Origin of the sequence: Dysgonomonas sp. HDW5A (assembly GCF_011299555.1) — a bacterium.
Classification (GTDB): domain Bacteria; phylum Bacteroidota; class Bacteroidia; order Bacteroidales; family Dysgonomonadaceae; genus Dysgonomonas_A.
Window position 1 is genome coordinate 2,531,433 of the sequence record NZ_CP049857.1, and the last position, 22,041, is coordinate 2,553,473.

The window sequence follows — 22,041 nt, forward strand, 5'->3', positions numbered from 1 at the left end:
ATTAGTAATAACTATTTATTCCCATGGAGTTCCTTTGAATATATCTTGAGTATCTGTTGCGTTTGATAAATCGAGTTGAGGTTTGCTAGTAAGTGATGAACAGTCTCGAAACATACGATTAAAATTTTTCCCTTTTGATGTATTTAAAAGTGGAATATTGATTAGGGATTTGCAATTGCTAAACATCTGCCCAAAATCTTCTCCCATAGATGTGTCTAATAGGGGAATGCTAGTTAAAGATATACAGCTACTAAACATACTTTCAAAATTAGTTCCCTTAGATGTGTCTAAAAGAGGAATTGATTCTAAAGAGCTACAATAGTCAAACATCCTTGAGAAATTAATTCCTTCAGAAGTATTTAAAAGAGGAATTGTCTTTAAAGAGCCACATTCAGAAAACATGTATTTAAAACTAGTTCCTTTAGAGGTATCTAGGGGAGGAATCGAATTTAGAGAGATACAGTTTCTAAACATATTTTCAAAATTAGTTCCTTCAGAGGTATTTAAAAGAGGGATCGTGTTTAAAGAGCTACATCCAGAAAACATTAAACCAAACTCAGTTCCTTTAGAAGTATCTAAAAGAGGAATCGTGTTTAGAGAGTTACATCCAAAAAACATTGCGCCAAAGTTTGTAATATTGGAGGAATTAAATTTAGGAGCTTTTTTTATTTTAGATGCATTCCATGAAAAGTTTGCAAACATTGCAAGAGCACTCGTCAATTGCTCACCATCTGAAACATCCGGTAAATATTCTTGCTTTGCTCCGAGTTCAGTAATTCTCAATGCAGTTTTAGTAGCGTCAGTCCAAGTGAAATAACCTGCATCAACCCAAGCTTCTTGGATAGTAGGCAATGTAACAGCCGTTTTAGGGTATAAGCGTGCAATAAAGGCCTTGTCTCCTTCCGATAGTTCATAGTTCGCCAGTAGCTTAGTTGTTTGCTTACGGTTGTAATAAGGCCATGCCATTACCGAAAGTTCATCAATTTCCTTTGTTTCTAATAATTGATTGGCAGTTGCTTCTGTTAGAGGTTCAAATACGTATTGGCGTATCTGGCTCCAATCCATACTGTAACCTTCGAACTGATCTTCCCAATAAGCTTGTAATTGAGAAGCATCCTTCCAGTAGCCGTTTTTACTCCATTCTTGGTGACGTTGTTCATATTCCAGACCTAGTATTTGCCCGAATAAGCGAAGTACATCTCCCTTAAACTCTGTGTCATCCAAGTACTCTATGCCTCCAAAAACAGCCGTAGGCTGGCTTTGGTCAATCACCAATTTGGCATCGTTCCCGGTGTAAGACCAAGTCAGCCAATCGTTGTTGTTCCAGTCGAAAGCGATACGTACATCCGCTTTTTTGTCTTGTTCGACGAAATGGAGTTTAATACCCGCATACTCTTCCCATTCAGCAGCTGTTTGTTTTACCCTGTCGATGATTGTCTGGTCAGCAGGAGTATTGATAAACTTAATGTAAATCCCCGCATCCTGATTCCAGCGTTTCGAGCCATCGGCAACACCTCTGGTTTGTACTCCTTTGGATAACTTGGTCCCGTACCAGCGAATTTTGTTTGATTGTGCATTTTTCCCTCCGGATGCATAGTCCTGATCAAGTTCGTTTTGACTGCAACCTGCTAATAAGAGAAGCAGGCAACTTAAAAATAATAATGTTTTCTTCATTTTGTTGTTTTAAATTTGTGAATAATTAATGTGTAGAAATACGATTTTGCGTAAATCTCGAATTGTATTTGTTTGCTATTATGATGGATCGGTAATTATTAACATTTTGAGATTGTGTTTGTAATAAATAGTTTCTAGTAGTGCTATACAAATATACATTAAATCAGATGACTAAAAAAGTATGTTAAAAAGATTTTTCTTATTTTTTCGGACTACAAAAAACAAAGAAGGATATCCGTAATGGATATCCTTCTTTTCTATATTAGAGAATAATGTATGTTTATATTTAATCTCTTTTTGTTATTCAGGAAGATTTTTAGTTTCATTGAAACTATCGAAAGTTCCCGCAGCCAGACGTTTGTAGCTTTTCCAACGCCAAGTAGCATTGTTTTGAGCTGCTTCATATAGACTGGTTGCCTCTGTCGGATTCGATTTTTGAAGCGAAGTATAACGTACTTCATCCCCAAGGAATGCTTGGAACTTACTCCAGTCCGGATCTTTACTATCCATAATGAATGGGTTCTTGCCTTCTTCTTCCAACATTGGGTTGTAACGCCACAAGTGCCAGTATCCGCATTCTACAGCTGCTTTTTCTTCATCCTGAGCTTGTCCCATACCTTTACGTAATCCGTGGCTGATACATGGAGAATAAGCGATAATTAAAGATGGTCCTTTGTATTCTTCAGCTTCTTTGAATGCTTTCAAACATTGCATTTGATTTGCTCCCATTGCTACCTGAGCAACGTATACATAACCATAAGTTGTCGCAATCATACCAAGGTCTTTCTTACGAATCTTTTTACCTGCAGCAGCAAATTTAGCAACAGCAGCAACCGGTGTCGATTTCGAAGATTGTCCTCCTGTGTTTGAATAAACTTCAGTATCCAGAACCAAAATATTTACGTCTTCACCCGAAGCAAGTACGTGGTCAAGTCCACCAAAACCTATATCATAAGCCCATCCGTCACCACCAAAGATCCAGATCGAACGTTTGATAATATATTGTTTCAGAGATAGTAGTTCTTTGCAAATCTCACATTTGTCAGCACCAGCTTCTATGATAGCTAAGATTTGAGGATGTAACTCCTTAGTTCTCTCAGCCTCTTGTTTATTATCAATCCATGCTTGGAATACAGTCTTAGTATTTTCTGAAGTATCAGCCATCGAAATAGCTTGCTTCATCAATCTTTCGATTCTGTCACGCATAGTGATATTAGCCAAAGCATATCCTAAACCGAACTCAGCATTATCTTCGAATAAAGAGTTAGCCCAAGCCGGACCTTTGCCCTCTTCGTTTTTACGATATGGAGTAGAGGGAGCCGATCCACCATAGATAGATGTACAACCGGTGGCATTTGCGATCAACATTCTGTCACCATACAATTGAGTTACAAGTTTGATATATGGAGTTTCTCCACAACCCGAGCATGCACCTGAGAACTCAAACAATGGAGTTGCAAACTGTGAGTTTTTAACGTTTTGTTTGATGTCTACCAAGTGAGCTTTGCTGGTTACGTTTTTCACCATAAAGTCCCAATTGTTTTGCTCTGGGTATTGAGTACCAATCTCAACCATTTCAAGAGCACTTTGTCCCTTTTTACCAGGACATACATCAACACAGTTACCACAACCAAGGCAGTCTAAAACGTCTACCTGGATACGGAATCCCATGCCATCGAATTGTTTACCTTGAGCCTTAAGCAAAGATGCACTTTCTGGAGAATGTGCTTGCTCGTTAGCGTCCAATACGAAAGGACGTATTGTTGCGTGAGGACATACGTAAGCACATTGGTTACATTGTATACAATTATCCATGTGCCATACCGGAACGAATGCAGCTACACCACGTTTTTCGTATTCGGTAGTACCATTATCCCAAGTACCGTCTTCACGACCTTTAAATGCTGATACCGGTAGATCATATCCACGTTGAGCATTTACCGGACGAACTACATTCTTGATGAAATCAGGAGCATCGTCTTCTGCTACTGGAGCACCAATCGTAATGTTGGCCCATTCAGCAGGAACATCAACTTTTTCTATTTCAATACCACGATCAACAGCAGCATAATTCTTATTAATTACATCTTCTCCCTTACGCCCGTAAGATTTAACGATGAATTTCTTCATTTGCTCTACAGCCAAATCGTAAGGTACTACACCTGAGATTTTGAAGAATGCAGATTGAAGAATCGTATTTGTACGTCCACCAAGACCTATTTCAGTTGCAATTTTTGTTGCATTGATGATATAGAAATTGATGTTATTAACAGCCAGATATTTCTTTACGTTATCAGGAAGATAATTACCTACTTCGTTTTTATCCCATACTGAGTTAAGAAGGAAGGTACCATTCTTTTTCAATCCTTTAGTTACATCATAAAGATGAAGGTAAGCAGGTACATGGCACGCTACAAAGTTTGGAGTATTTACCAAATAAGTAGAACGGATAGGTTTGTCTCCGAAACGAAGGTGAGATGCCGTGAAACCTCCCGATTTTTTAGAGTCATAAGCAAAATATGCCTGACAATATTTATTTGTGTTTTCACCAATAATCTTCACTGAGTTTTTGTTTGCTCCTACAGTACCGTCAGAACCTAATCCGTAAAATTTAGCTTCGTAGTTGTTATCATCAACCGAAACTTCTTCTTTCATTGGAAGAGATTTGAAAGTTACATCATCTACGATACCGATAGTGAAATCGTTTTTAGGCAATTTCATGGCAAGGTTCTCATAAACCGACATAATTTGAGAAGGAGTAGTATCTTTTGACGAAAGACCATAAATACCACCAACGATAGTTGGAGCATCTTCAGCTCCATAGAAACAATCTTTAACATCAAGATAAAGAGGTTGTCCCGGAGCACCAGGTTCTTTAGTACGGTCAAGAACTGCAATTCTTTTCGCTGTTTTAGGTATCAAAGCCATGAAAGCTTCAGCTTTAAACGGACGATATAAGTGTACAGATACAAGACCTACTTTTTCACCTTTAGCATTCAAGAAATCGATAGTTTCTTTAATCGCTTCGGTTACAGATCCCATAGCAATGATTACTCTGTCTGCATCTTCTGCTCCATAATAATCGAATAAGCCATATTTACGACCTGTTATTTTATAAATTTCTTCCAGATATTTTTCAACGATACCGGGTACTTTATCGTAGAATGGATTAGATGCTTCACGAGATTGGAAGTAGATATCATCATTCTGAGCAGTACCACGTGTTACAGGGCTTTCAGGATTTAGAGCTCTGTTACGGAATGCTTTAAGACCTTCTTGATCGATAAGAGGAATAAGGTCTTCTTGGTTCATTAATTCTACTTTTTGAATTTCGTGAGATGTACGGAATCCATCAAATATATTCATGAAAGGTATGCGAGATTCTATTGTAGCCAAATGAGGTACAGCAGAAAGATCCATTACTTCTTGAACCGATCCCGAGAAGAACATTGCAAAACCTGTTTGGCGAGCAGCCATTACGTCTTGGTGGTCTCCGAAGATAGATAAAGCCTGTGCAGCTAATGCACGAGCCGAAACATGAAATACACAAGGAAGAAGCTCCCCTGCAATTTTATACATGTTAGGTACCATCAATAAAAGACCTTGCGATGCAGTGTATGTCGTAGTCATTGCACCAGCCTGAAGCGATCCGTGAAGAGCTCCTGCAGCACCGGCCTCAGATTGCATTTCCTGTACTTTAAGTATTTCGCCGAAAATGTTTTTTCGTCCGGCAGCAGCCCATTCATCAACATACTCTGCCATTGTTGATGATGGTGTGATTGGATAGATCGATGCTACTTCGCTGAACATATATGATATGTGAGCTGCAGCTTGATTACCATCACAGGTTAAAAATTTTTTCTCTTTTGCCATACTCTGTAATAGTTGATTATTTAGTTGTTTATCGAACCGTTTTAAATACAAGGATTAAGCTTGAAAGAGAATAGATTATTTTTATTAATCAGTGGTCTTATGCTTAAATCCTTAATTTGATTTGACTGATATTATTTATTTAAAATTTATATTACACTGAATATACTGTTATCTCTTAAAACTGTAACCGTTCTTAAGAGCTCAATATAGAAATCCAAAAAGCCATAGCGGAATTGTATTACCTTCGCCTACTTCCATCATTTCGGCCGTATTATAGATATCCGACTTTTTGTTCCCTTTGGTTTTTAAATTATCTACTTTGAATATATAATTTTCGTTTTCGTCTTCTACAAGGAAAATACCTGCCTTGCTTCCCTTTTTTAATTTCGAGTTATTGTGATGTAATTGATTATAGAAAAAAGTTTCTCTCAATGTCTGATCATTCGCGACCCCCGGTTTCATGGCGAATATAAGATTGGTATTATGCATGTATACCAAATCGGGTTTCTTGGGAAATTCTTCTCCTTCGCGATATAATAGATTTATTAAACGGGCACTTTTAAGATAATCCAAGTAATTAGTTACGGTAGCTCGTGATATTTCGCAATCAACGCTAAGTTGACTAATATTAGGTTTTCCGGGTGCTGTTATCGAAAGCAAATAAAGTAATTTTCTTAATTTCGACAGATAAGATTGCTCTATTTGTTTTATGGATAGAACATCTATTTCGAGCATCATATTGATGGTCTTTAGCAAATTCTCCGAAAAGTTGCGTTTTTCTAAAAAGAAAGGATAATAGCCATGATGGATATAATCTCTGAAATAGGCTAGGGGTTTTACTTTCGAGCAAATTTCCGCAGCTATTTCTGTATGGTTATTAATGATATCCGGCAATGAAACCGGCTCAAGTTTACTATCAGTTATGATATTTAAAAACTCTCGAAATGAGAATCCTCTCAGATTGTAATGACGAACAATTGATGCAATTTCAGGATTTTCATCCAATTGCATGACAGTTGAGCAGGTGAAGATTATTTTAAGTTCAGGAAATTTATCATAACACGATCTGAGCTCGCTGGCCCAATCCGGATATTTAAATACTTGATCAATCAAGAGGGTTTTTCCTCCTTTGAAACAAAATTCTTCGGCAAAGTCGTATATTGTACGACAAGTAAACGAGAAATTGTTCATATTGATATACAGACAATCTCGTCCATCCAAATCACTGAATTTTGCTGCGTATTGCAACAAAAAAGTGGTTTTACCGACACCTCGTGTTCCCTTAACAGCAATAAGACGATCGTTCCAATTAACTTCGTCCATAAGACGCCTTTCGACGGTGCTGCCTAAGTGCTCTACTAAATATTTATGCGTTCTGAAAAAGGATTCCACAATCTTACGATTAAGTTTACGAAGGTAATTTTTTTTTGTCTTATTGCAAAGTCTAGTTTGCATTTTTAATCAATTTTCATCATAATTACACTCAGATAATTAACGTTCCTGTTTTTCTTATTCAAAAAACACTCATTATTGGGTTAGATTATACTGGAGTGGAGTTCATGAATGAAAATTATCCTTATTTATAATACCTTTTTAATATATTCTGATACTCTTGTGTTGTTTTTATTTTTTTTATCCATGTATTTAAAGAATCTAATAGAATAGGTGAGTTGGCTCTTACCGCCCAACCTTCGAAGTGTGTAAAGCCAATATCTGTTTTAATATCCAATTCGGGAATCTTTGCAGACAGGCTTTCCGCTGTTTTTACATCGCATACGGTATAATCAATTTCTCCAGCAGCCACCATATAGGCGAGTTGATTTGCCTGATAAGTTTCATTTTCAACAATAAATATCGAATCGCCTATCTCATGGGATAAATTTTGTAACCGCAATATGCTTGGAGAGTCTTTAGGTACATACAATGTCTTGTGAGACAGATCGAGGTGGTTTCTGATAGGCTCAATGCCATTATTAAATTCAGCTTTGCGTTGAACTAATACCAAACGGTTGTTGAGTATAGCTTCAGTGAAACTATATTCATTGCGGAGATTAGAATTTATGGGGATATTGCGAGCTATAAGATCGTATTTTCCTGTTTTAAGACCTTCGAAGCTTTTCTCAAGGCTGTTTTCTACAGATATTTGAAAAGAGATATTAGTATAAGTTTGCAATGCCTGAAGAAGTTCGTAATTAGATCCGGCAATAGTATCAGAAGATACGAAATATCCGATTGGATTTAAATCGGTTACAATATGTAGTATTCCCTTCTTTTCTATTTCAGGAAAGTCACGATTGACAGGAGCTTTGTTATACTGTACTATTATATAGACAATAATAACTATTGCGGCTATTATGGTTCCTGAAATTATTCCGAATCGTTTTTTACTTTTCATAGCTTCGGGTTATAAGCACATTGTATTACGTAATTTCAACTGTTTAATGACCGCCTCAGAAATAAAAGCTCCGCGAGCCGATCAATTTGTGAAGTTCCATGAAAGTCCGAATTTGAAAATCATCGGATTTACAGGGTAATTAGGAACTGTGTAATAGTTCGAATCGCCATAGTTTTGAGCAATATTGTACATCATAAGAAAGAATCGTGTCTTTTTTAGATGAAGATTGATGTATGCTGTGGAAAAAGGAAAATTACCTACCTGAACATCAGTTTGATTGACAAATTGCCCTAAAGCCGGGTCATAGCCTTGTGCATGATATTTTGTTTGATAAAGAGCATCTACACCCAATTGCATGGTTAAGACCTTGGCTAATGAGGTCTTAATATAAAGATTGGTATATATACTGAATCTGGGAACAGGAATAACTTCGTCTTTTGTACTTTTCTGAAAAGCTACTTGATTGTCCCAGTGTAGAATTCCGTAATGTAACTTCTGATCGAGACGTAGAGAGAATACTTGAGATTCGCCTTGTTTCGGTTTTATTCCTAAAGACGATTCGCCTTGATTGCGTTGTATATAAATATAGTCTGTGAGATTTTCTACACCTCCGCTTATTCGGGTTTGTGTATGAGGTATGTAAATTTCTCCTCCGGCATATATACGAACTGTATTGTTTAAAGAATCTTTTTCGCTCCAGTTATAATATTTGGATGTAAAATACCTTTGAAAATATTGAGGTACTAAATGTTTAATATATCCATTTGCTTTTACTATGGCTTTTTGACCTTTTATGTTGATAGTTGTGCTTATATCTGCGTTGAGTTTAAATGCGCCTTGATCGTATCCTAAGACTCCAAATTCTGCACCAAGATTGTATTTTAAAACTTCTCCTTTTTCTTTGGCTAAGATCCCCCCGATGAATGTAGATGACTCTTTTTGATCAGTCGTAGCCAACCACATCAATTGCTCCATTGGTTTACGGTACAATCTATTGTCTTGCTGTATGTAAGCAGTTAATCCAAATTTGACCCAGTCTCGAAATCCTTCATTAAGAGATATTCCCAATGTGTTTTTGAACGAGTAGTAAGCCATTTGGTCATTAACGGGTTGTCCCTTGCTGTCTGTGAAATTATAGAAATCATTTAAGCCTTCTATATCCTTACTGTAAAACCGACGGCGTTGATCAGTATAACTGTTGGTCAGAATGACACTGGCAACGGGTATGAATTTTTGAGTACCTTCTTTTTCGTAACCGAGATTATACTTATTTGTTATATAAAGGTGTTTGCCTCTTAAATAGTTCCAGGTATCTGAAAGGTTTGTAGCATAATTAAGTGAATTTCCTTTTCCGAGCGGATCAGAATCAGGGTTATTGAAATTTACACCTCCGTCTTCGGAATGTGTGTAATTATTATTAGCTACAAACGCATGCATCTGATACTTGTCGCTCACATAGGCAGCATAGAAATCGTAGCTTATTTGTTTATCAGCATTATATTGGTAAAAACCGCGTGAATAAACATAATCGATATCGAAGCCAACAGTTAAATTTTTATTGAAGCTTATTGACATCTCTCCTGTAAACCTTTCTTCCTTGCTTTGACGGCTTCCTCCCGATTGGTACATAATATTGGAGTAAGGCTGCTTGGTGCTTAAAAATCGCTGGTTCCCCGGAGTTTTATAATAGAATTTATAAGGTTCCAAAAACTGGAATAACGAAGCTTCTTCTTTTTCGAAGAAAATTTTAGAGTGGGCGGGCGAACCCCAATTGCCCAGATAGCCAATTGCCAGGCCTTGCCCTTCAACAAGGCTTTCCCTATGAAAGTCATATAGCATGGTATCCATTGGTACGGGAATACGTTCGCCCAGAAGAGGATTAATTTTCCATGCAGGAACTGCCGGTGGTATCTTATTTAAAGAATCGAGCTTTAGTGTGGCTTTATTAATTATGGGTTGATCTGCTTTAGGGGTAGTCGCAGCAGCAAAAGTACTGTCGTTATCGAAAATGAAACGAGGTTCTTGTGCCTGAATTGCAAGCACAAATGTACATATATATATAAGGGTAAAAGCGATTCTTTTCATCGCCACAAACTTACATAAAAAAACAGAAATAGGCGAAGCGTTTATTTCTAAATTATAGTTAAGGTCACAGACCTTTTATATACTTATGTTTACCTAAGCAACAAAAGAAGCTGTGACCTTATGTGCCTTATTTTACTCTTGTCCATATTTGATTTCGACCAAAAGCCGAAATGCCGACATAGCCTCTCACTTTTAATTTGTCGTTATCATCAAGTGAAACAGTACATTTATATAGTTTCCCTGAGCTTGGATCTAGAATTTTTCCGTTCGAGTATTCTTTACCATCTTTAGATAATCCTTTGATGACATACAATCCTAAGACCGGTTTATCTTTATCTGAATCAGGGCAATTGTTGCATTTTGCATTTTTCTTTTCAGGATTAAGTATTTCTATTACTTTTCCGTAAATTTTACCGTCTTTTTCGGTTATTTCTACAATCGATTTAGCATCCCCTGTCGCATCATCAAAGGTTTTCCATTTTCCAATAACACTTTGAGCGTTTAATGAAAATACGCTTACCAGAAATACCAATAAAATTGAAATTTTTATTTTTTTCATTTGTTTGAGCTTGTTGCCTTTTTTAATTAATATAATTGTTTAATACTTTATGTTGAATAGTTAGCAAATTTGTGTATTCTAGCTAACTGTTTATTCTCCTAGTTACGTTTAGTCAATACCAGTCGTTGGGTTACTACTTCGGGTATCTCATCTTCATAATGTGTTACATATATCAATGCCTTATCATTGGTACAAAAATCCTCTATAATCTTTTTTATGCGATATTTATTTGCTGCATCCAGTCCATGTAAAGGCTCATCGAGAATGAGTAAATCAGGATTCTTTACAAAAACACGTGCTAATAATACCAAGCGTTGCTCTCCTGTTGATATATTGAGAAATGATATGTCTTTAATGTTTTCAATTCCAAATGTTTTCATCCATTCTAATGCCACAATTTCCTGCTCTTCACTGCACTTCTTGTAAAGACCGATGGTGTCGAAGAACCCTGATCCGACAACGTCAAGGCAGCGTACATTTTTTAGGTAATAGAGGTGCATTTCGGGTGAAATATATCCGATATGTTTTTTTATATCCCAAATACTTTCGCCCGAACCTCTTTTGCGGTCGAACAAAGTTATATCGTTAGCATATGCTTGAGGGTTATCTCCCGAAACTAAACTGAGTAGTGTAGATTTACCCGATCCATTTTCTCCTAATAAAGCCCATTTTTCTCCTCGCTTTACCTGCCAATTAAGCTCCTTTAATATCGTACGTGTTCCGTATCGTATATTTATATTCTTAAATAAGAGAGCATTTTCGAATGAAAATTGATCCGTAGAGTTATCAAGAAGAGTTGAAATATCAGCTTTATTTTCTGTATTAAACAGATTCTTCTGTAGGCTTGCATCTTTTAAAAACTCTTCGCGGCTTATAGCAGGCAGTAAAGATTTGTTCTTTATGGGTAGAATATGTGTAATAATTGCAGGTAAGTCCTTTGGGTGCGAAAGGATTAATACGATTTGAAGATTTTCCAGTCGGGATAATTTCGCCAAAACTTCATTAAGCATCTCTCTTGATTTGGCATCTAATCCAATAAAGGGATTGTCTAAAATCAAAATACGAGGCTTTGTTAGCAGCGATCTTACAATCAAGGTTTTCCTGAGTTCTCCACTTGATAGTAGATTAATCGGTTTTTCAACAAGATCTTCAATTTTAAATGCAGTGATAAGCATCTTTACCCATTCTTCTTCTCCTTTCGAAAATAAGTCTCTTACAATGGGTACCTCATGCTCGTCACCAGCATTCCAACGTTGTTGATAGTAGCTGTTTTGTATATCGGCAAGGCTATAAATATCACGAAAGGCAACACACTTTACAATGGAGTTGATACTGATATTATTCTTACTGATTATTTCTCCTGATCTTAAGGCGTGCTTTCCTAATAGAATATCTATCAGTAAAGTCTTGCCTCCTCCATTAGGTCCGATAATAGCCCAATGTTGATTGTCTTTTACAGCCCAGTTGATAGGTTGTGAGAATGCTAATGTATTGATGCGGGGAACCGCATTTTTTATTTCTACAAGATTATCTGTTTCCATCTATTTTAATTTCCGATTGTAAAAGTAGTTATTTTGTTGGTCGCAATAAATAAAAAAGTATCACCCATTTTGTGGTAATACTTCTTTATTATAATCGAATTACAACTATCTTTAATTTGTCGATAATGTGAGTAGCGGAAATATCTTTTTTATATTTTCCTCAATTTGTGAAGCCAATACATCTATTGGTATCTCCAATGTATTTGCCACTTCGTTGTATATATCTTCAATAGATATTTCCGAAATATCTGTTTCACAAAATAGCCTGTCTAAAGGTATTGCTCGGATAGCATCGTCATTAAAACGATCATTGACCGAGAAGTAGAATCCGTGAGACAATAATTGTTTCGCTAGTTCTATTTTTCCTTTGTAGCCATGAATAATCCAAGGTTGGCGTGGCTTATACGTTTTTTTGATATGCAGTAATTCGTCCCATGCCTTAACACAGTGAATAATTAAGGGCTTTTGCAGTTGTTCCGATAATTCGACTTGCCGTTCGAATAAGGCCTGCTGAATAGTCAGTTCCGGACCTTTTAATTTGTCGAGGCCTGCTTCTCCGATTGCTATAATACGGGGATCGTCTGCAATTTCTTTTAAAAATTTAAGTTGGGGTTCTGCATCTTCTGAGTACCAGGGATGTACTCCGCACGAAAACCAAGGATAGTTATCGTTGTCTTTGGCATATTCAAAACCAAGAGGATATACATTTACAATATTAGTAATGTTTTGCCTCAGACCCTCGTCATCATCCGGGTTCGGTGAAGGAGCGTCATGCGTATGTATGTCATATAAGTCCATAAAACAATTAAGAATTCTGAGCTTTGCAAGTTAGCCAAAACTTTCAGACTCTACCAAATAAATGACAATTTTTTTTAGAAAGTAATTTTATAAGCCCCTAAGTAGCTTCTAAAAAATTACTTTTGTAAATTCACATTCTGTTCGGATCTCACGCCTGTTTGTTGTTTCGGAAATTATAATAACAATGGCTTATTATGATTCTAAAGTACATTCATTTATTTATGTTGGTTATATGCTTACAATTGAAATTTCGGAAAATATAAAATCTCATTGCCCCGATTTTGTTGGTGTAGCTATAATGGCTACAGTGAAAAATACAAAGTACAATCCCGACCTCTGGAATGAGATAAACTCATGTATCGAAGAGTATAAACGTACTTATAAGATTGAAGATATAAAAAATATATCCGGAATACAAGCTACTCGCAATGCTTACAGGCGATTGGGGAAGGATCCCAATAGATATCGCCCCTCCGCAGAAGCTCTGGGAAGGCGTGTATTACGTGATTTGCCACTTTATCAAATCGATACGTTGGTTGATCTGATTAACTTAGTCTCAATTCGTACCGGATATTCAATTGGAGGTTTTGATGCAGATAAAATAGATGGTGACAAATTAATTTTAGGAGTTGGTAAAGCTAATGAGCCTTATGAGGCAATAGGTAGGGGACTCCTGAATATCGAAGGTTTGCCGGTGTATCGGGATCTTTCAGGAGGTATAGGTACTCCGACCAGTGATAACGAGCGGACTAAAATAGATTTGGGTACGACCCGTTTTCTGGCTATAATCAATGGATATGACGGAAAAGAAAGGTTACCCGAGACGGTCAATTATATGCAATCGTTGTTGACTCGGTTTGCGAATTCCGACGGTGGCGAAGTAATTTATTTTTAAGTTTACTGACTTTTTATACTTACCATTTAATAGAATATAGAGAATGAGTACATCAATTATAGCGGATCTACGTCTTCATAATCAGCTTCTGAGAGGATCGAATTTTACAACTCCTCAGGAAGTAGTGTCTTGGATGGGAGCAGTTCAAGCACAAGATTTTAATATGGCAAAATGGGCTCTTGGGGTGCGTCTACCTGTGCTGACAAATACTACGGTTGAAGATGCTTTAAATAAAGGAGAGCTTGTTAGGACACATATATTACGTCCTACATGGCATCTTGTTGCAGGTAAAGAGATTCACTGGATGTTGAGCTTATCGGCTCCCCGATTAAAAGCCATACTGAAAACGTATGCAAAAATGCTAGAGCTGACTGATGCTGCAATTGAAAAAGGAAGCGATATCATTCAACAGGCTTTAAGTGAAGGTGAACATCTAACCAGACCTCAATTAGGAGAAAGGTTGAAAAGTAAAGGGATGGATGTTAATCCACATCAGTTGAATCATATTATGTTTAGTGCCGAACTGCATGGCATAGTTTGTAATGGAGAAATAAACAAGAATAAGCAGACTTATTGTTTACTGGAAGAAAAAATACCCAAGACAGAAGTATTTGATAAACAGATTGCCCTTGAAAGATTGGCTCGTAAGTATTTCACCAGCCACGCACCGGCTACACTGCAAGACTTTGTATGGTGGTCGGGTTTAACGGTTGCGGATGCAAAAGCAGCTATGGAAATGATCAAGCCCGATTTTGTTGTCGAAAAAATAGATTCATTAGACTATTGGATAAATAATTCTTTTACTGAAACTAAAGAGAGCCAAGAGTCCGTCTTTTTGTTGCCTGCATGGGATGAGTTTGTAGTTAGTTATAAAAATAGACAGCATATTGTTGCTGATGAGCATTACTCGAAAGTAATTTCCAGGAATGGGATCTTTAAGCCTGTGATTGTTAAAAATGGGCAAATCATTGGTATGTGGAAGCGGTTGAAAAAGAAAGATACTATTTCAGCGGGTATTGAGTTATTCGGAGATGTTGATGCATCTACTGAAAATTTAATTAAGCAAGCATCCCGGTCATTTGAATTGTTTCACATCTGACTCTGTCTGCTAATCTTTAGATGATTATTCGAATGAATTATGCTTATACAGGACTGTAGTCCAGCCAAGCAATAAAAATTCAGAGAGACTTTAAGGAACGGGATCATATCCATGACCTCCCCATGGATGGCAACGTGATATTCTTTTGATTGCAAGCCATGTTCCTTTTATTGGACCATATTTTTTGACCGCAAGCACTGCATACTCCGAACAAGTAGGGGCATAGCGACAAGTGGGAGGTTTGAGCGGAGAAATACAATATCGATAAAAGTATATCGGTATAAGTACTATATAGGATAGTATTTTACGAATTGTTTTCACTTTTTGATTCTAGTTGGTTCTTTCCGTTTAATGTATTTATCGTTTTCAATACAGCCTTTTCTATTTCAGAATATGTAGGCAATTCGCTTTTGAGATACAGAAAAGCTATATCAAAGGATTTGCCTGATTGCGCTGCAAACTCAATAAATTCGTTTTTATTCAATCGGTAAGCCTCACGAATTAATCGTTTAACTCTGTTTCTTTTCACAGCTCGTTTGAAACGCTTTTTTGAAACACTGGTCAGTATTGAAACAGTTGGTAATCCGTCTTCTAAATTACATTCACGAGTTATATAAACCACTCTTAAAGGATAAGCTATAAAAGAACTGCCTCCTGCAAAAAGGGCTTCGATTCTTTTTTCGGCATAAAGCCTCTCTTCTTTACAAAGTGTATATTGATTTTCTTTTTCAGGCATTTTTTTATACTAATAGCAACAAAGATACGTTTTTTGAATGAAGCGTATATCAGTTCAATTATATTTCTGAGAGAGTAAAAAAAACTGTATTTTTGTAAAACAAGTAAACAAAACAACAATAAAGATTTAGAACACCCATTAAGTGTAAAGTAAAGGATGGCTGATACAATAACATGGTACGTAGATTATTTTGACGATTTAGATATTCATAAGTTATACAACTTGCTTTATTTACGTGCTGAGATATTTGTCGTGGAACAAGAATGTCCTTATTTAGATCCGGATAATAAAGATCAGAAAGCTTTACATTTACAAGGTTATGTGGGCGAAAAACTTGTAGCTTACTGTCGTTTATTTAAGCCGGGTGACTATTTCACTGAGGCGTCTATCGGTAGAGTTGTTGTTGCTGCTGACTTTCGGAAGTATGGTTATGGACATCAGTTAATGACGAAGGCAATAGAACTTCAGGCATCTTTAATGAATGAAACCCAGATAACGATATCGGGTCAGTTGTACCTGAAGAAATTTTATGAAAGTCATGGTTTTATTCAGACCTCCGAAACTTATTTAGAAGATAATATTCCACATATACAAATGAAGTTGAATTAACGAAAATATATAATATCACTATGAAAAAAAAGATTTTAGTAACAGGTGGAACTGGATATATAGGTTCACATACAGTTGTTGAATTACAAAATGCAGGGTATGAAGTAGTCGTTGTTGATAACTTGTGTAATTCGACTGCTGACAGTATTGATGGTATTGAGCGTATCACCGGAATTCGTCCAGCATTCGAGAAAATAGATTGTAACGATGAGGAAGCATTACGCAAAGTATTCGCGAAATACTCTCCAATCAGTGGGGTGATCCATTTTGCAGCTAATAAAGCTGTTGGAGAATCGGTTGAGAAACCTTTGTTATATTATAAAAATAATCTGGTGTCATTAATCAATGTTTTGGAATTGATGCCCGAATTTAATGTGAAAGGTGTTGTATTTTCTTCATCTTGTACCGTTTATGGAGAGCCTGATGTCAATCCTATTGATGAAACAGCCGCCATTAAACCGGCTGCGTCGCCCTATGGTAATACTAAACAGATCAATGAAGAAATTATTCAGGACTTTGTGGCTTCCGGAGCCAATATTAAGAGTATAATCTTACGCTATTTCAATCCGGTAGGTGCGCATGCTACTGCTGAGTTAGGCGAATTACCCAATGGTGTGCCTCAAAACTTAGTTCCTTTTATTACTCAAACTGCTATGGGTATCCGTAAAGAGTTGAGTGTATTTGGAGACGATTATGATACACCTGACGGTTCATGTGTTCGTGACTTCATCAATGTGGTAGATTTAGCTAAAGCTCATGTTGTTGCAATGGATAGAATGTTGCAAGATAAATCTCCGGATAAAGTGGAAATTTTCAATTTGGGTACAGGAAACGGTGTGTCAGTATTAGAACTTATCCATATTTTCGAAAAAGTATCGGGTGTGAAAGTAAACTATAAAATAGTTGGACGTCGTGCCGGAGATATTGTTAAAATATGGGCAGAACCATCTAAAGCCAATAACGTATTGGGATGGACAGCAAAAGAAACTATTGAAGATACAATGGCATCGGCCTGGAAATGGCAGCAAAAGCTTAGAGAAAAAGGTATTATGTAATTCGACAGAATGATAATGTAATAAGGAGGGGATTTTAATGATCCCCTCTTTTTGTTATAAGGGTCTAAGGACTTAAAACAGAACTGTCAGGCTAAACTTTATATATTTCTCTTTGTTTTATAAATAAGTAAGATCAGGTTATAAATTTATTTTTTTTCTAAAAACTGATAAAAATGGACTCTTCAGGTTTCTTTGTATTGCTTGGTTCTATCAATTGGATCTGGTATATAATAGCCGTGATAGCCGTATTTGTACTTGGGGGAATATGGTTTTCTTTTTTGTTTAAGAATATGTGGATTAAAGTATTTAAAATTGAGATGCCTGAAGGTAAACCCCAAGGTGTCGTATTCACAATGATAATGCAGCTTATCGTAACAGCATTGTTCGGGCTTGTATTTTTTATTTTGGTAAAACTATCCTTCTGGGTTGCCCTTTTAGCTCTGATCGGATTTTGTGGATGGCAAAACGGCAGCCTCAAATTTCGCTATACCAAATGGAGTGAATATGTTCAAGCTGCTATCGTAGAGGCAGGATACACCTTTCTGGCTGGGATGGTTTTTATATTATTGGGGTTGCTCTAAATTAAAGATAATGTAGATAGACTTTCTTGTAGAAAATTACTACTTCGGGGATACCTACATCTGGTCAGTCAGCTAAAAATATTGTAATAAATCAAACCGGATCACGTTTGTGGGTTCGCTCAACCATTTGGTTAATAAAAGATTATTTTTTTTATAGGCGATGTTACTAATTATAAAGGTTACTCGGGTGTAATTCTAACCAATGTAGATGCATTGACCGATAATAGTAGTATGATTGCTTTTCGAGTAACTTATTAGTAAGTAATAACTACTGGTAAATTCAAAGTTATGCATGTATGATTTTATAACTTACTTATTAGGTAAATAGAGGTATTTAATATTATTTATTAAATTGTAATCATCTGTCAATGTACTGTTTGACTATATGCTATATGCTACTGTGGCTTTTTAATGCATTTTTTACTGCAAAATGGTGTCTATCTTCTTCTTAAAAGTCGTATTTTTGCATATCCCAATCCATAAGGCAAAATGATAGATACAAATGCCAATATACTATTGATTTATACCGGAGGAACCATCGGTATGGTCGAGAATAATGTCACAGGCGTTCTCGAGGTGTTTGATTTTGCTCATCTGACAAGTCATATGCCCGAGTTGCAGAGGTTTAAATACCATATTAATACCATTGTATTTGATCCCCCTATTGATTCATCGGATGTATGCCCATCTCATTGGCGAAAATTGGTACACATTATTGAGGATAATTATGCCGAGCACGATGGCTTTGTAATATTGCATGGGACAGACACAATGGCTTACACAGCATCCGCCCTTAGCTTTATGATTCAAAATTTGCAAAAACCAATCGTTTTGACCGGAGCGCAATTGCCAATTGGTAAATTAAGAACAGATGCAAAGGAAAATCTGATAACTGCAATGGAAATAGCAGCTTCAAAAGACTCTATTGGCTATCCTATAGTACCAGAGGTCTGTATTTTCTTTCAGACTAATCTAATCAGGGGAAATCGATCTACAAAAATAAATGCAGATAATTTTAATGCGTTTAAATCCTATAACTATCCAGGATTAGGAAAATCAGGAATACAAATTCGTTACGACAGAGATAAAATTTTGACTCCTAATTATGAGAAGAAGGTAGTTTTTCATTATCTGATGGATAAAGATATTGTTATCTTGAAAATGTTTCCCGGAATTACGAAATCAGTTGTGGATGCTATATTGAATGCAAAAGGGGTAAAAGCCGTAGTTTTGGAAACATATGGTTCGGGTAATGCTCCTCGATACGACTGGTTTATAGAGGCACTGTTGGATGCCGTAAAACGAGGGATAATTATTGTGAACATAACTCAGTGTGAGATGGGTTGTGTAGAAATGCAACGGTATGAAACCGGTCACGAACTCTTAAAAGCCGGAGTTATTAGCGGATATGATGCTACGGTAGAAGCTACTGTGACAAAGTTGATGCACCTGTTGGGGCATAAATACTCACGTGAAGAAATAATAGTAAGAATGCGCGTGCCATTGGCAGGAGAATTAACCCGTCCCGACGATGACCGACAAATCTGATAAGTATAAAAATTTGCCTACTATGGCAGAGAAAGATACGCCTGAGTTCCTCTTGTATTTTAAGAAGAATAAAAAGAGGCTTGACAAGATGGATACAATTGTACATGAGTTGCATAATCGTTTTTCATCAGAGATCGATTGTCTACAATGTGCAAACTGTTGCCGTTCATTAGGTCCTGCTATTTACGATAAAGATATTGATCGTATGGCGAAGGCTCTTCGAATCAAGCCTTCGGATGTTGTCGCTAATTATTTAAAGATCGATGAGGATGGAGATTATGTATTTCAGTCTATGCCCTGTCCTTTTCTTATGCCTGATAATTACTGCTCAATTTACGAAGCTCGTCCCAAAGCATGTCGGGAATACCCTCATACCGATAGAAAGAAATTTAGTCAAATATATAAACTAACTGTCAGAAATGCACAAACTTGTCCTATTGCCTATGAGGTTTTAAAAGAACTTGTGAAAAATTAGATCATCTGACTTTGTTTGCGTCATATAGATTCATAACTTTACCAGTTTAATCATACCTAGTTATTGGAACTGAAAAAATGTATAACATAAATAAAACTAGTAAGATAGCTTTTTGGTTATTTTTGCTTACTGTTACTAATATCACTGTCTTGTTGGGGCAGGAGCCACGAGACCATACGGAACCTCGAGAGTATAAAAAATATAAGTGTAAAGGCTTGTTTGCTCCAGATTCTACAGCTCAGTCACGCTTTAATCAAAAAGCCGATCAGGTTTTGAGCTCTGTTTTTAGACCAGATCCTGAATTTGTTGCAGATAGCTTGATTAAGGTGTTTGATGATTCTCCTTCATTTGGAATCTATAAAGACAATTATGTTGTTATCGGTACTGAATTGTTTCGTAACCCCGATCGGTATAATTCGGATGCGAAATTTCAGATAAGCGTTTCTCAACGTTTGACTAATAGTATACTGCCCTTCCGAACTTATTTGTTTTTAACATATACTCAATTGGCATTTTGGGATGTATTTCAAGAGTCGTTTCCTTTCAGGGATATAAATTTCAATCCGACTATCGGTTTAGCTAAGCCTTTGGTATATAAAAACAGATACTTAGGTGAAATTGCTTTCCAGATGGAGCATGAATCAAATGGAAAGGATGGGGACGCTTCACGCAGTTGGAATAAGGTTAGTTTTTCAGGGCAGTTCAAAATTAATCCTCACTGGTCTTATTTTACCAAGGTGTGGGTACCTATTGTTGATGGAGAAAATAATAGGAATATTGTAAGGTACAGGGGGTGGGCAACTTCTGCACTAAGTTATAATCAGAAACAAAAATTTAATGCAAGTTTAGTTGTAAATAAACGTGGAGGAGCTCTCTTAAATGCCAATGTTACAGTTAATTTCGCATATAGACTGTTTCAAGATGAAAATCAGTATTTGTTTTTTGAATACTACGATGGCTACGGAGAAGGCTTACTGGATTTTGATCAATACCATCAGCGTTTTCGTCTGGGATTCGTAATTAAGCCTAACTTCAGATTTATATACTAAGGTTAATTTTTTTTTCAGAGGTAGTAATCCTCAAATCGATATATTGTACAGCTATTAAAACTCAGTTTTGATAGCTGTATTTTTTTTCATAAATGAGGTGTAATACTCATGGGAAATTTCTATAAGCCATCAATAGAAGAAATGGTAGTCTTGAACTTTCTTTATAAGTCTTTTGTTATAAAAAGAAATACTACTTTTTAGAAGGGGTTTTAGAAGATTTGTTTTTTTTGTCTTTATTTTAGAATGCTTTCTTTAACTTTTTTTATAGTAGTGTCGATTCTATTGTGTCAGTGTGGGAGTTGTATTTAGTATTATTTTTGTGTGAAAATACGTCTGGAAATAGTAGACTCAAACTTACAATAACCACTTGCTTTATCTGGTCGGTCAGACTTAGAAGCTATTATACAATAGGACGGAAAAATAGAAATAAAAATAACATTAACAACAACATTAAGAGTGACAAAGATGATTTTAGGTAAACGATTCTTTTATATAATAGCTGTAATGCTATTATGTTCCTCCCCTTTGTATTCACAAGTGGGAATAAATACAATAACTCCTCATGCTAGTTCAGCTTTAGACGTACAGAGCCCCGGTAATAATCAAGGAGTATTATTACCACGAATGACTACGATTCAAAAGAATGCAATAGTGAATCCGGCTGTGGGTTTATTGGTATATGATACCGACCGCAAATGTATCTCTCAGAACGCAGGTACTCCGGCTAGTCCGCTCTGGGTCTGTTTGATGGCTCTGGATACTCATACAAAAACTTTTTATATGCCATCAGTCGCTGTAGACGCTTCTGTTGTTGCAACCAATCAAACTTTGGATTTGTATGACGAATATAAAAAACAATTTGGAACTCCTACTGCCGTAAGTACGGGAGCTCCGGCAAGTCTGCCGTATTTTCCATCTCCCACAGATTTGTATTATTATGTTACACAGTATGATACATCTGTCTTGAATATTACGAGTATAAATGCTAGTGGAGTTATGACTTACGATGTCATACAGGCTGCAGCTTATGATTCGTTTATGAACGTAGTATTCGCCGTTAAATAATTGA

19 protein-coding genes are annotated in these 22,041 nt (G+C 36.4%); 9 read left to right on the plus strand and 10 right to left on the minus strand.

What is annotated here, in order from left to right; translation table 11 throughout:
- Positions 1–15 precede the first annotated feature (15 nt).
- The 8 genes from G7050_RS10515 to G7050_RS10550 all read right to left on the minus strand — a co-directional run bounded on the left by G7050_RS10515 (position 16) and on the right by G7050_RS10550 (position 12,925).
- Positions 16–1,674: a BspA family leucine-rich repeat surface protein gene (locus tag G7050_RS10515; RefSeq protein WP_166114998.1), complete on the minus strand. Its 1,659-nt coding sequence runs from the start codon at positions 1,672–1,674 to the stop codon at positions 16–18.
- 300 nt (positions 1,675–1,974) lie between these two features.
- The gene (gene nifJ / locus G7050_RS10520; RefSeq protein ID WP_166115001.1) at positions 1,975–5,547 is read right to left on the minus strand and encodes a pyruvate:ferredoxin (flavodoxin) oxidoreductase; all 3,573 of its coding nucleotides are present in this window, start codon (positions 5,545–5,547) and stop codon (positions 1,975–1,977) included.
- Between the two features lie 201 nt (positions 5,548–5,748).
- On the minus strand, positions 5,749–6,939 hold the full coding sequence (locus G7050_RS10525) for an ATP-binding protein (protein WP_185154963.1): 1,191 nt from the start codon (positions 6,937–6,939) through the stop codon (positions 5,749–5,751).
- Between the two features lie 184 nt (positions 6,940–7,123).
- Positions 7,124–7,942: a transporter substrate-binding domain-containing protein gene (locus G7050_RS10530; RefSeq protein ID WP_166115007.1), complete on the minus strand. Its 819-nt coding sequence runs from the start codon at positions 7,940–7,942 to the stop codon at positions 7,124–7,126.
- 81 nt (positions 7,943–8,023) lie between these two features.
- Complete coding sequence (locus G7050_RS10535) at positions 8,024–10,027, minus strand: putative porin (protein ID WP_166115010.1); 2,004 nt, start codon at positions 10,025–10,027, stop codon at positions 8,024–8,026.
- Positions 10,028–10,154: 127 nt separating this feature from the next.
- Positions 10,155–10,586, minus strand: coding sequence for a DUF2147 domain-containing protein (locus G7050_RS10540; protein ID WP_166115012.1), 432 nt, complete (start codon positions 10,584–10,586; stop codon positions 10,155–10,157).
- A 98-nt stretch (positions 10,587–10,684) separates the two neighbouring features.
- Positions 10,685–12,127 carry an ATP-binding cassette domain-containing protein gene (locus G7050_RS10545; protein ID WP_166115015.1) on the minus strand — a complete coding sequence of 481 codons (1,443 nt, stop codon included), beginning with the start codon at positions 12,125–12,127 and terminating at the stop codon, positions 10,685–10,687.
- Between the two features lie 111 nt (positions 12,128–12,238).
- Entirely contained in the window at positions 12,239–12,925 is a 687-nt protein-coding gene (locus G7050_RS10550) for a TatD family hydrolase (protein ID WP_166115018.1), read from the minus strand.
- A 232-nt stretch (positions 12,926–13,157) separates the two neighbouring features.
- Here G7050_RS10550 and G7050_RS10555 point away from each other — a divergent pair, with 232 nt between their 5' ends.
- Positions 13,158–13,820, plus strand: coding sequence for a B3/4 domain-containing protein (locus G7050_RS10555; protein WP_166117701.1), 663 nt, complete (start codon positions 13,158–13,160; stop codon positions 13,818–13,820).
- Positions 13,821–13,863: 43 nt separating this feature from the next.
- Entirely contained in the window at positions 13,864–14,919 is a 1,056-nt protein-coding gene (locus G7050_RS10560; RefSeq protein WP_166115021.1) for a winged helix DNA-binding domain-containing protein, read from the plus strand.
- Positions 14,920–15,009: 90 nt separating this feature from the next.
- On the opposite strand, the gene yidD is transcribed toward G7050_RS10560, so the two are convergent.
- Both yidD and rnpA read right to left on the minus strand, forming a co-directional pair.
- A complete protein-coding gene (gene yidD, locus G7050_RS10565) occupies positions 15,010–15,231 on the minus strand; it encodes a membrane protein insertion efficiency factor YidD (RefSeq protein WP_166117702.1) in 222 nt (73 codons plus the stop codon).
- Entirely contained in the window at positions 15,224–15,655 is a 432-nt protein-coding gene (gene rnpA / locus G7050_RS10570) for a ribonuclease P protein component (RefSeq protein WP_166115024.1), read from the minus strand. Before rnpA ends, yidD begins: the two co-directional genes overlap by 8 nt.
- A 156-nt stretch (positions 15,656–15,811) precedes the next feature.
- Between rnpA and G7050_RS10575 the strand changes: the two genes are divergently transcribed.
- The 7 genes from G7050_RS10575 to G7050_RS10605 all read left to right on the plus strand — a co-directional run bounded on the left by G7050_RS10575 (position 15,812) and on the right by G7050_RS10605 (position 22,037).
- Positions 15,812–16,264 (plus strand): GNAT family N-acetyltransferase, encoded by a 453-nt coding sequence (locus G7050_RS10575; protein ID WP_166115026.1) that lies wholly within the window; start codon positions 15,812–15,814, stop codon positions 16,262–16,264.
- A 20-nt stretch (positions 16,265–16,284) separates the two neighbouring features.
- Positions 16,285–17,319, plus strand: coding sequence for a UDP-glucose 4-epimerase GalE (galE, locus tag G7050_RS10580; RefSeq protein WP_166115028.1), 1,035 nt, complete (start codon positions 16,285–16,287; stop codon positions 17,317–17,319).
- 173 nt (positions 17,320–17,492) lie between these two features.
- Positions 17,493–17,900 (plus strand): hypothetical protein, encoded by a 408-nt coding sequence (locus tag G7050_RS10585; protein WP_166115031.1) that lies wholly within the window; start codon positions 17,493–17,495, stop codon positions 17,898–17,900.
- Positions 17,901–18,389: 489 nt separating this feature from the next.
- Positions 18,390–19,448, plus strand: coding sequence for an asparaginase (locus G7050_RS10590; RefSeq protein WP_166115034.1), 1,059 nt, complete (start codon positions 18,390–18,392; stop codon positions 19,446–19,448).
- Between the two features lie 22 nt (positions 19,449–19,470).
- Positions 19,471–19,923, plus strand: a complete 453-nt coding sequence (locus G7050_RS10595; RefSeq protein ID WP_166115037.1) for a YkgJ family cysteine cluster protein — start codon at positions 19,471–19,473, stop codon at positions 19,921–19,923.
- Between the two features lie 77 nt (positions 19,924–20,000).
- The gene (locus G7050_RS10600) at positions 20,001–20,972 is read left to right on the plus strand and encodes a phospholipase A (RefSeq protein ID WP_166115040.1); all 972 of its coding nucleotides are present in this window, start codon (positions 20,001–20,003) and stop codon (positions 20,970–20,972) included.
- Between the two features lie 465 nt (positions 20,973–21,437).
- Positions 21,438–22,037, plus strand: coding sequence for a hypothetical protein (locus G7050_RS10605; protein ID WP_221412798.1), 600 nt, complete (start codon positions 21,438–21,440; stop codon positions 22,035–22,037).
- Positions 22,038–22,041 lie beyond the last annotated feature (4 nt).

Bases quoted from the DNA above. Each gene is read 5' to 3' on its own strand.
- galE (WP_166115028.1), top strand. From the start codon at position 16,285: ATGAAAAAAAAGATTTTAGTAACAGGTGGAACTGGATATATAGGTTCA.
- G7050_RS10595 (WP_166115037.1), top strand. From the start codon at position 19,471: ATGGCAGAGAAAGATACGCCTGAGTTCCTCTTGTATTTTAAGAAGAAT.
- G7050_RS10540 (WP_166115012.1), bottom strand. From the start codon at position 10,586: ATGAAAAAAATAAAAATTTCAATTTTATTGGTATTTCTGGTAAGCGTA.
- G7050_RS10555 (WP_166117701.1), top strand. From the start codon at position 13,158: ATGCTTACAATTGAAATTTCGGAAAATATAAAATCTCATTGCCCCGAT.
- G7050_RS10575 (WP_166115026.1), top strand. From the start codon at position 15,812: ATGGCTGATACAATAACATGGTACGTAGATTATTTTGACGATTTAGAT.
- nifJ (WP_166115001.1), bottom strand. From the start codon at position 5,547: ATGGCAAAAGAGAAAAAATTTTTAACCTGTGATGGTAATCAAGCTGCA.
- G7050_RS10590 (WP_166115034.1), top strand. From the start codon at position 18,390: ATGATAGATACAAATGCCAATATACTATTGATTTATACCGGAGGAACC.
- G7050_RS10535 (WP_166115010.1), bottom strand. From the start codon at position 10,027: ATGAAAAGAATCGCTTTTACCCTTATATATATATGTACATTTGTGCTT.
- G7050_RS10600 (WP_166115040.1), top strand. From the start codon at position 20,001: ATGTATAACATAAATAAAACTAGTAAGATAGCTTTTTGGTTATTTTTG.
- G7050_RS10515 (WP_166114998.1), bottom strand. From the start codon at position 1,674: ATGAAGAAAACATTATTATTTTTAAGTTGCCTGCTTCTCTTATTAGCA.
- G7050_RS10550 (WP_166115018.1), bottom strand. From the start codon at position 12,925: ATGGACTTATATGACATACATACGCATGACGCTCCTTCACCGAACCCG.
- G7050_RS10545 (WP_166115015.1), bottom strand. From the start codon at position 12,127: ATGGAAACAGATAATCTTGTAGAAATAAAAAATGCGGTTCCCCGCATC.
- G7050_RS10560 (WP_166115021.1), top strand. From the start codon at position 13,864: ATGAGTACATCAATTATAGCGGATCTACGTCTTCATAATCAGCTTCTG.
- G7050_RS10530 (WP_166115007.1), bottom strand. From the start codon at position 7,942: ATGAAAAGTAAAAAACGATTCGGAATAATTTCAGGAACCATAATAGCC.
- rnpA (WP_166115024.1), bottom strand. From the start codon at position 15,655: ATGCCTGAAAAAGAAAATCAATATACACTTTGTAAAGAAGAGAGGCTT.
- G7050_RS10605 (WP_221412798.1), top strand. From the start codon at position 21,438: ATGATTTTAGGTAAACGATTCTTTTATATAATAGCTGTAATGCTATTA.
- G7050_RS10585 (WP_166115031.1), top strand. From the start codon at position 17,493: ATGGACTCTTCAGGTTTCTTTGTATTGCTTGGTTCTATCAATTGGATC.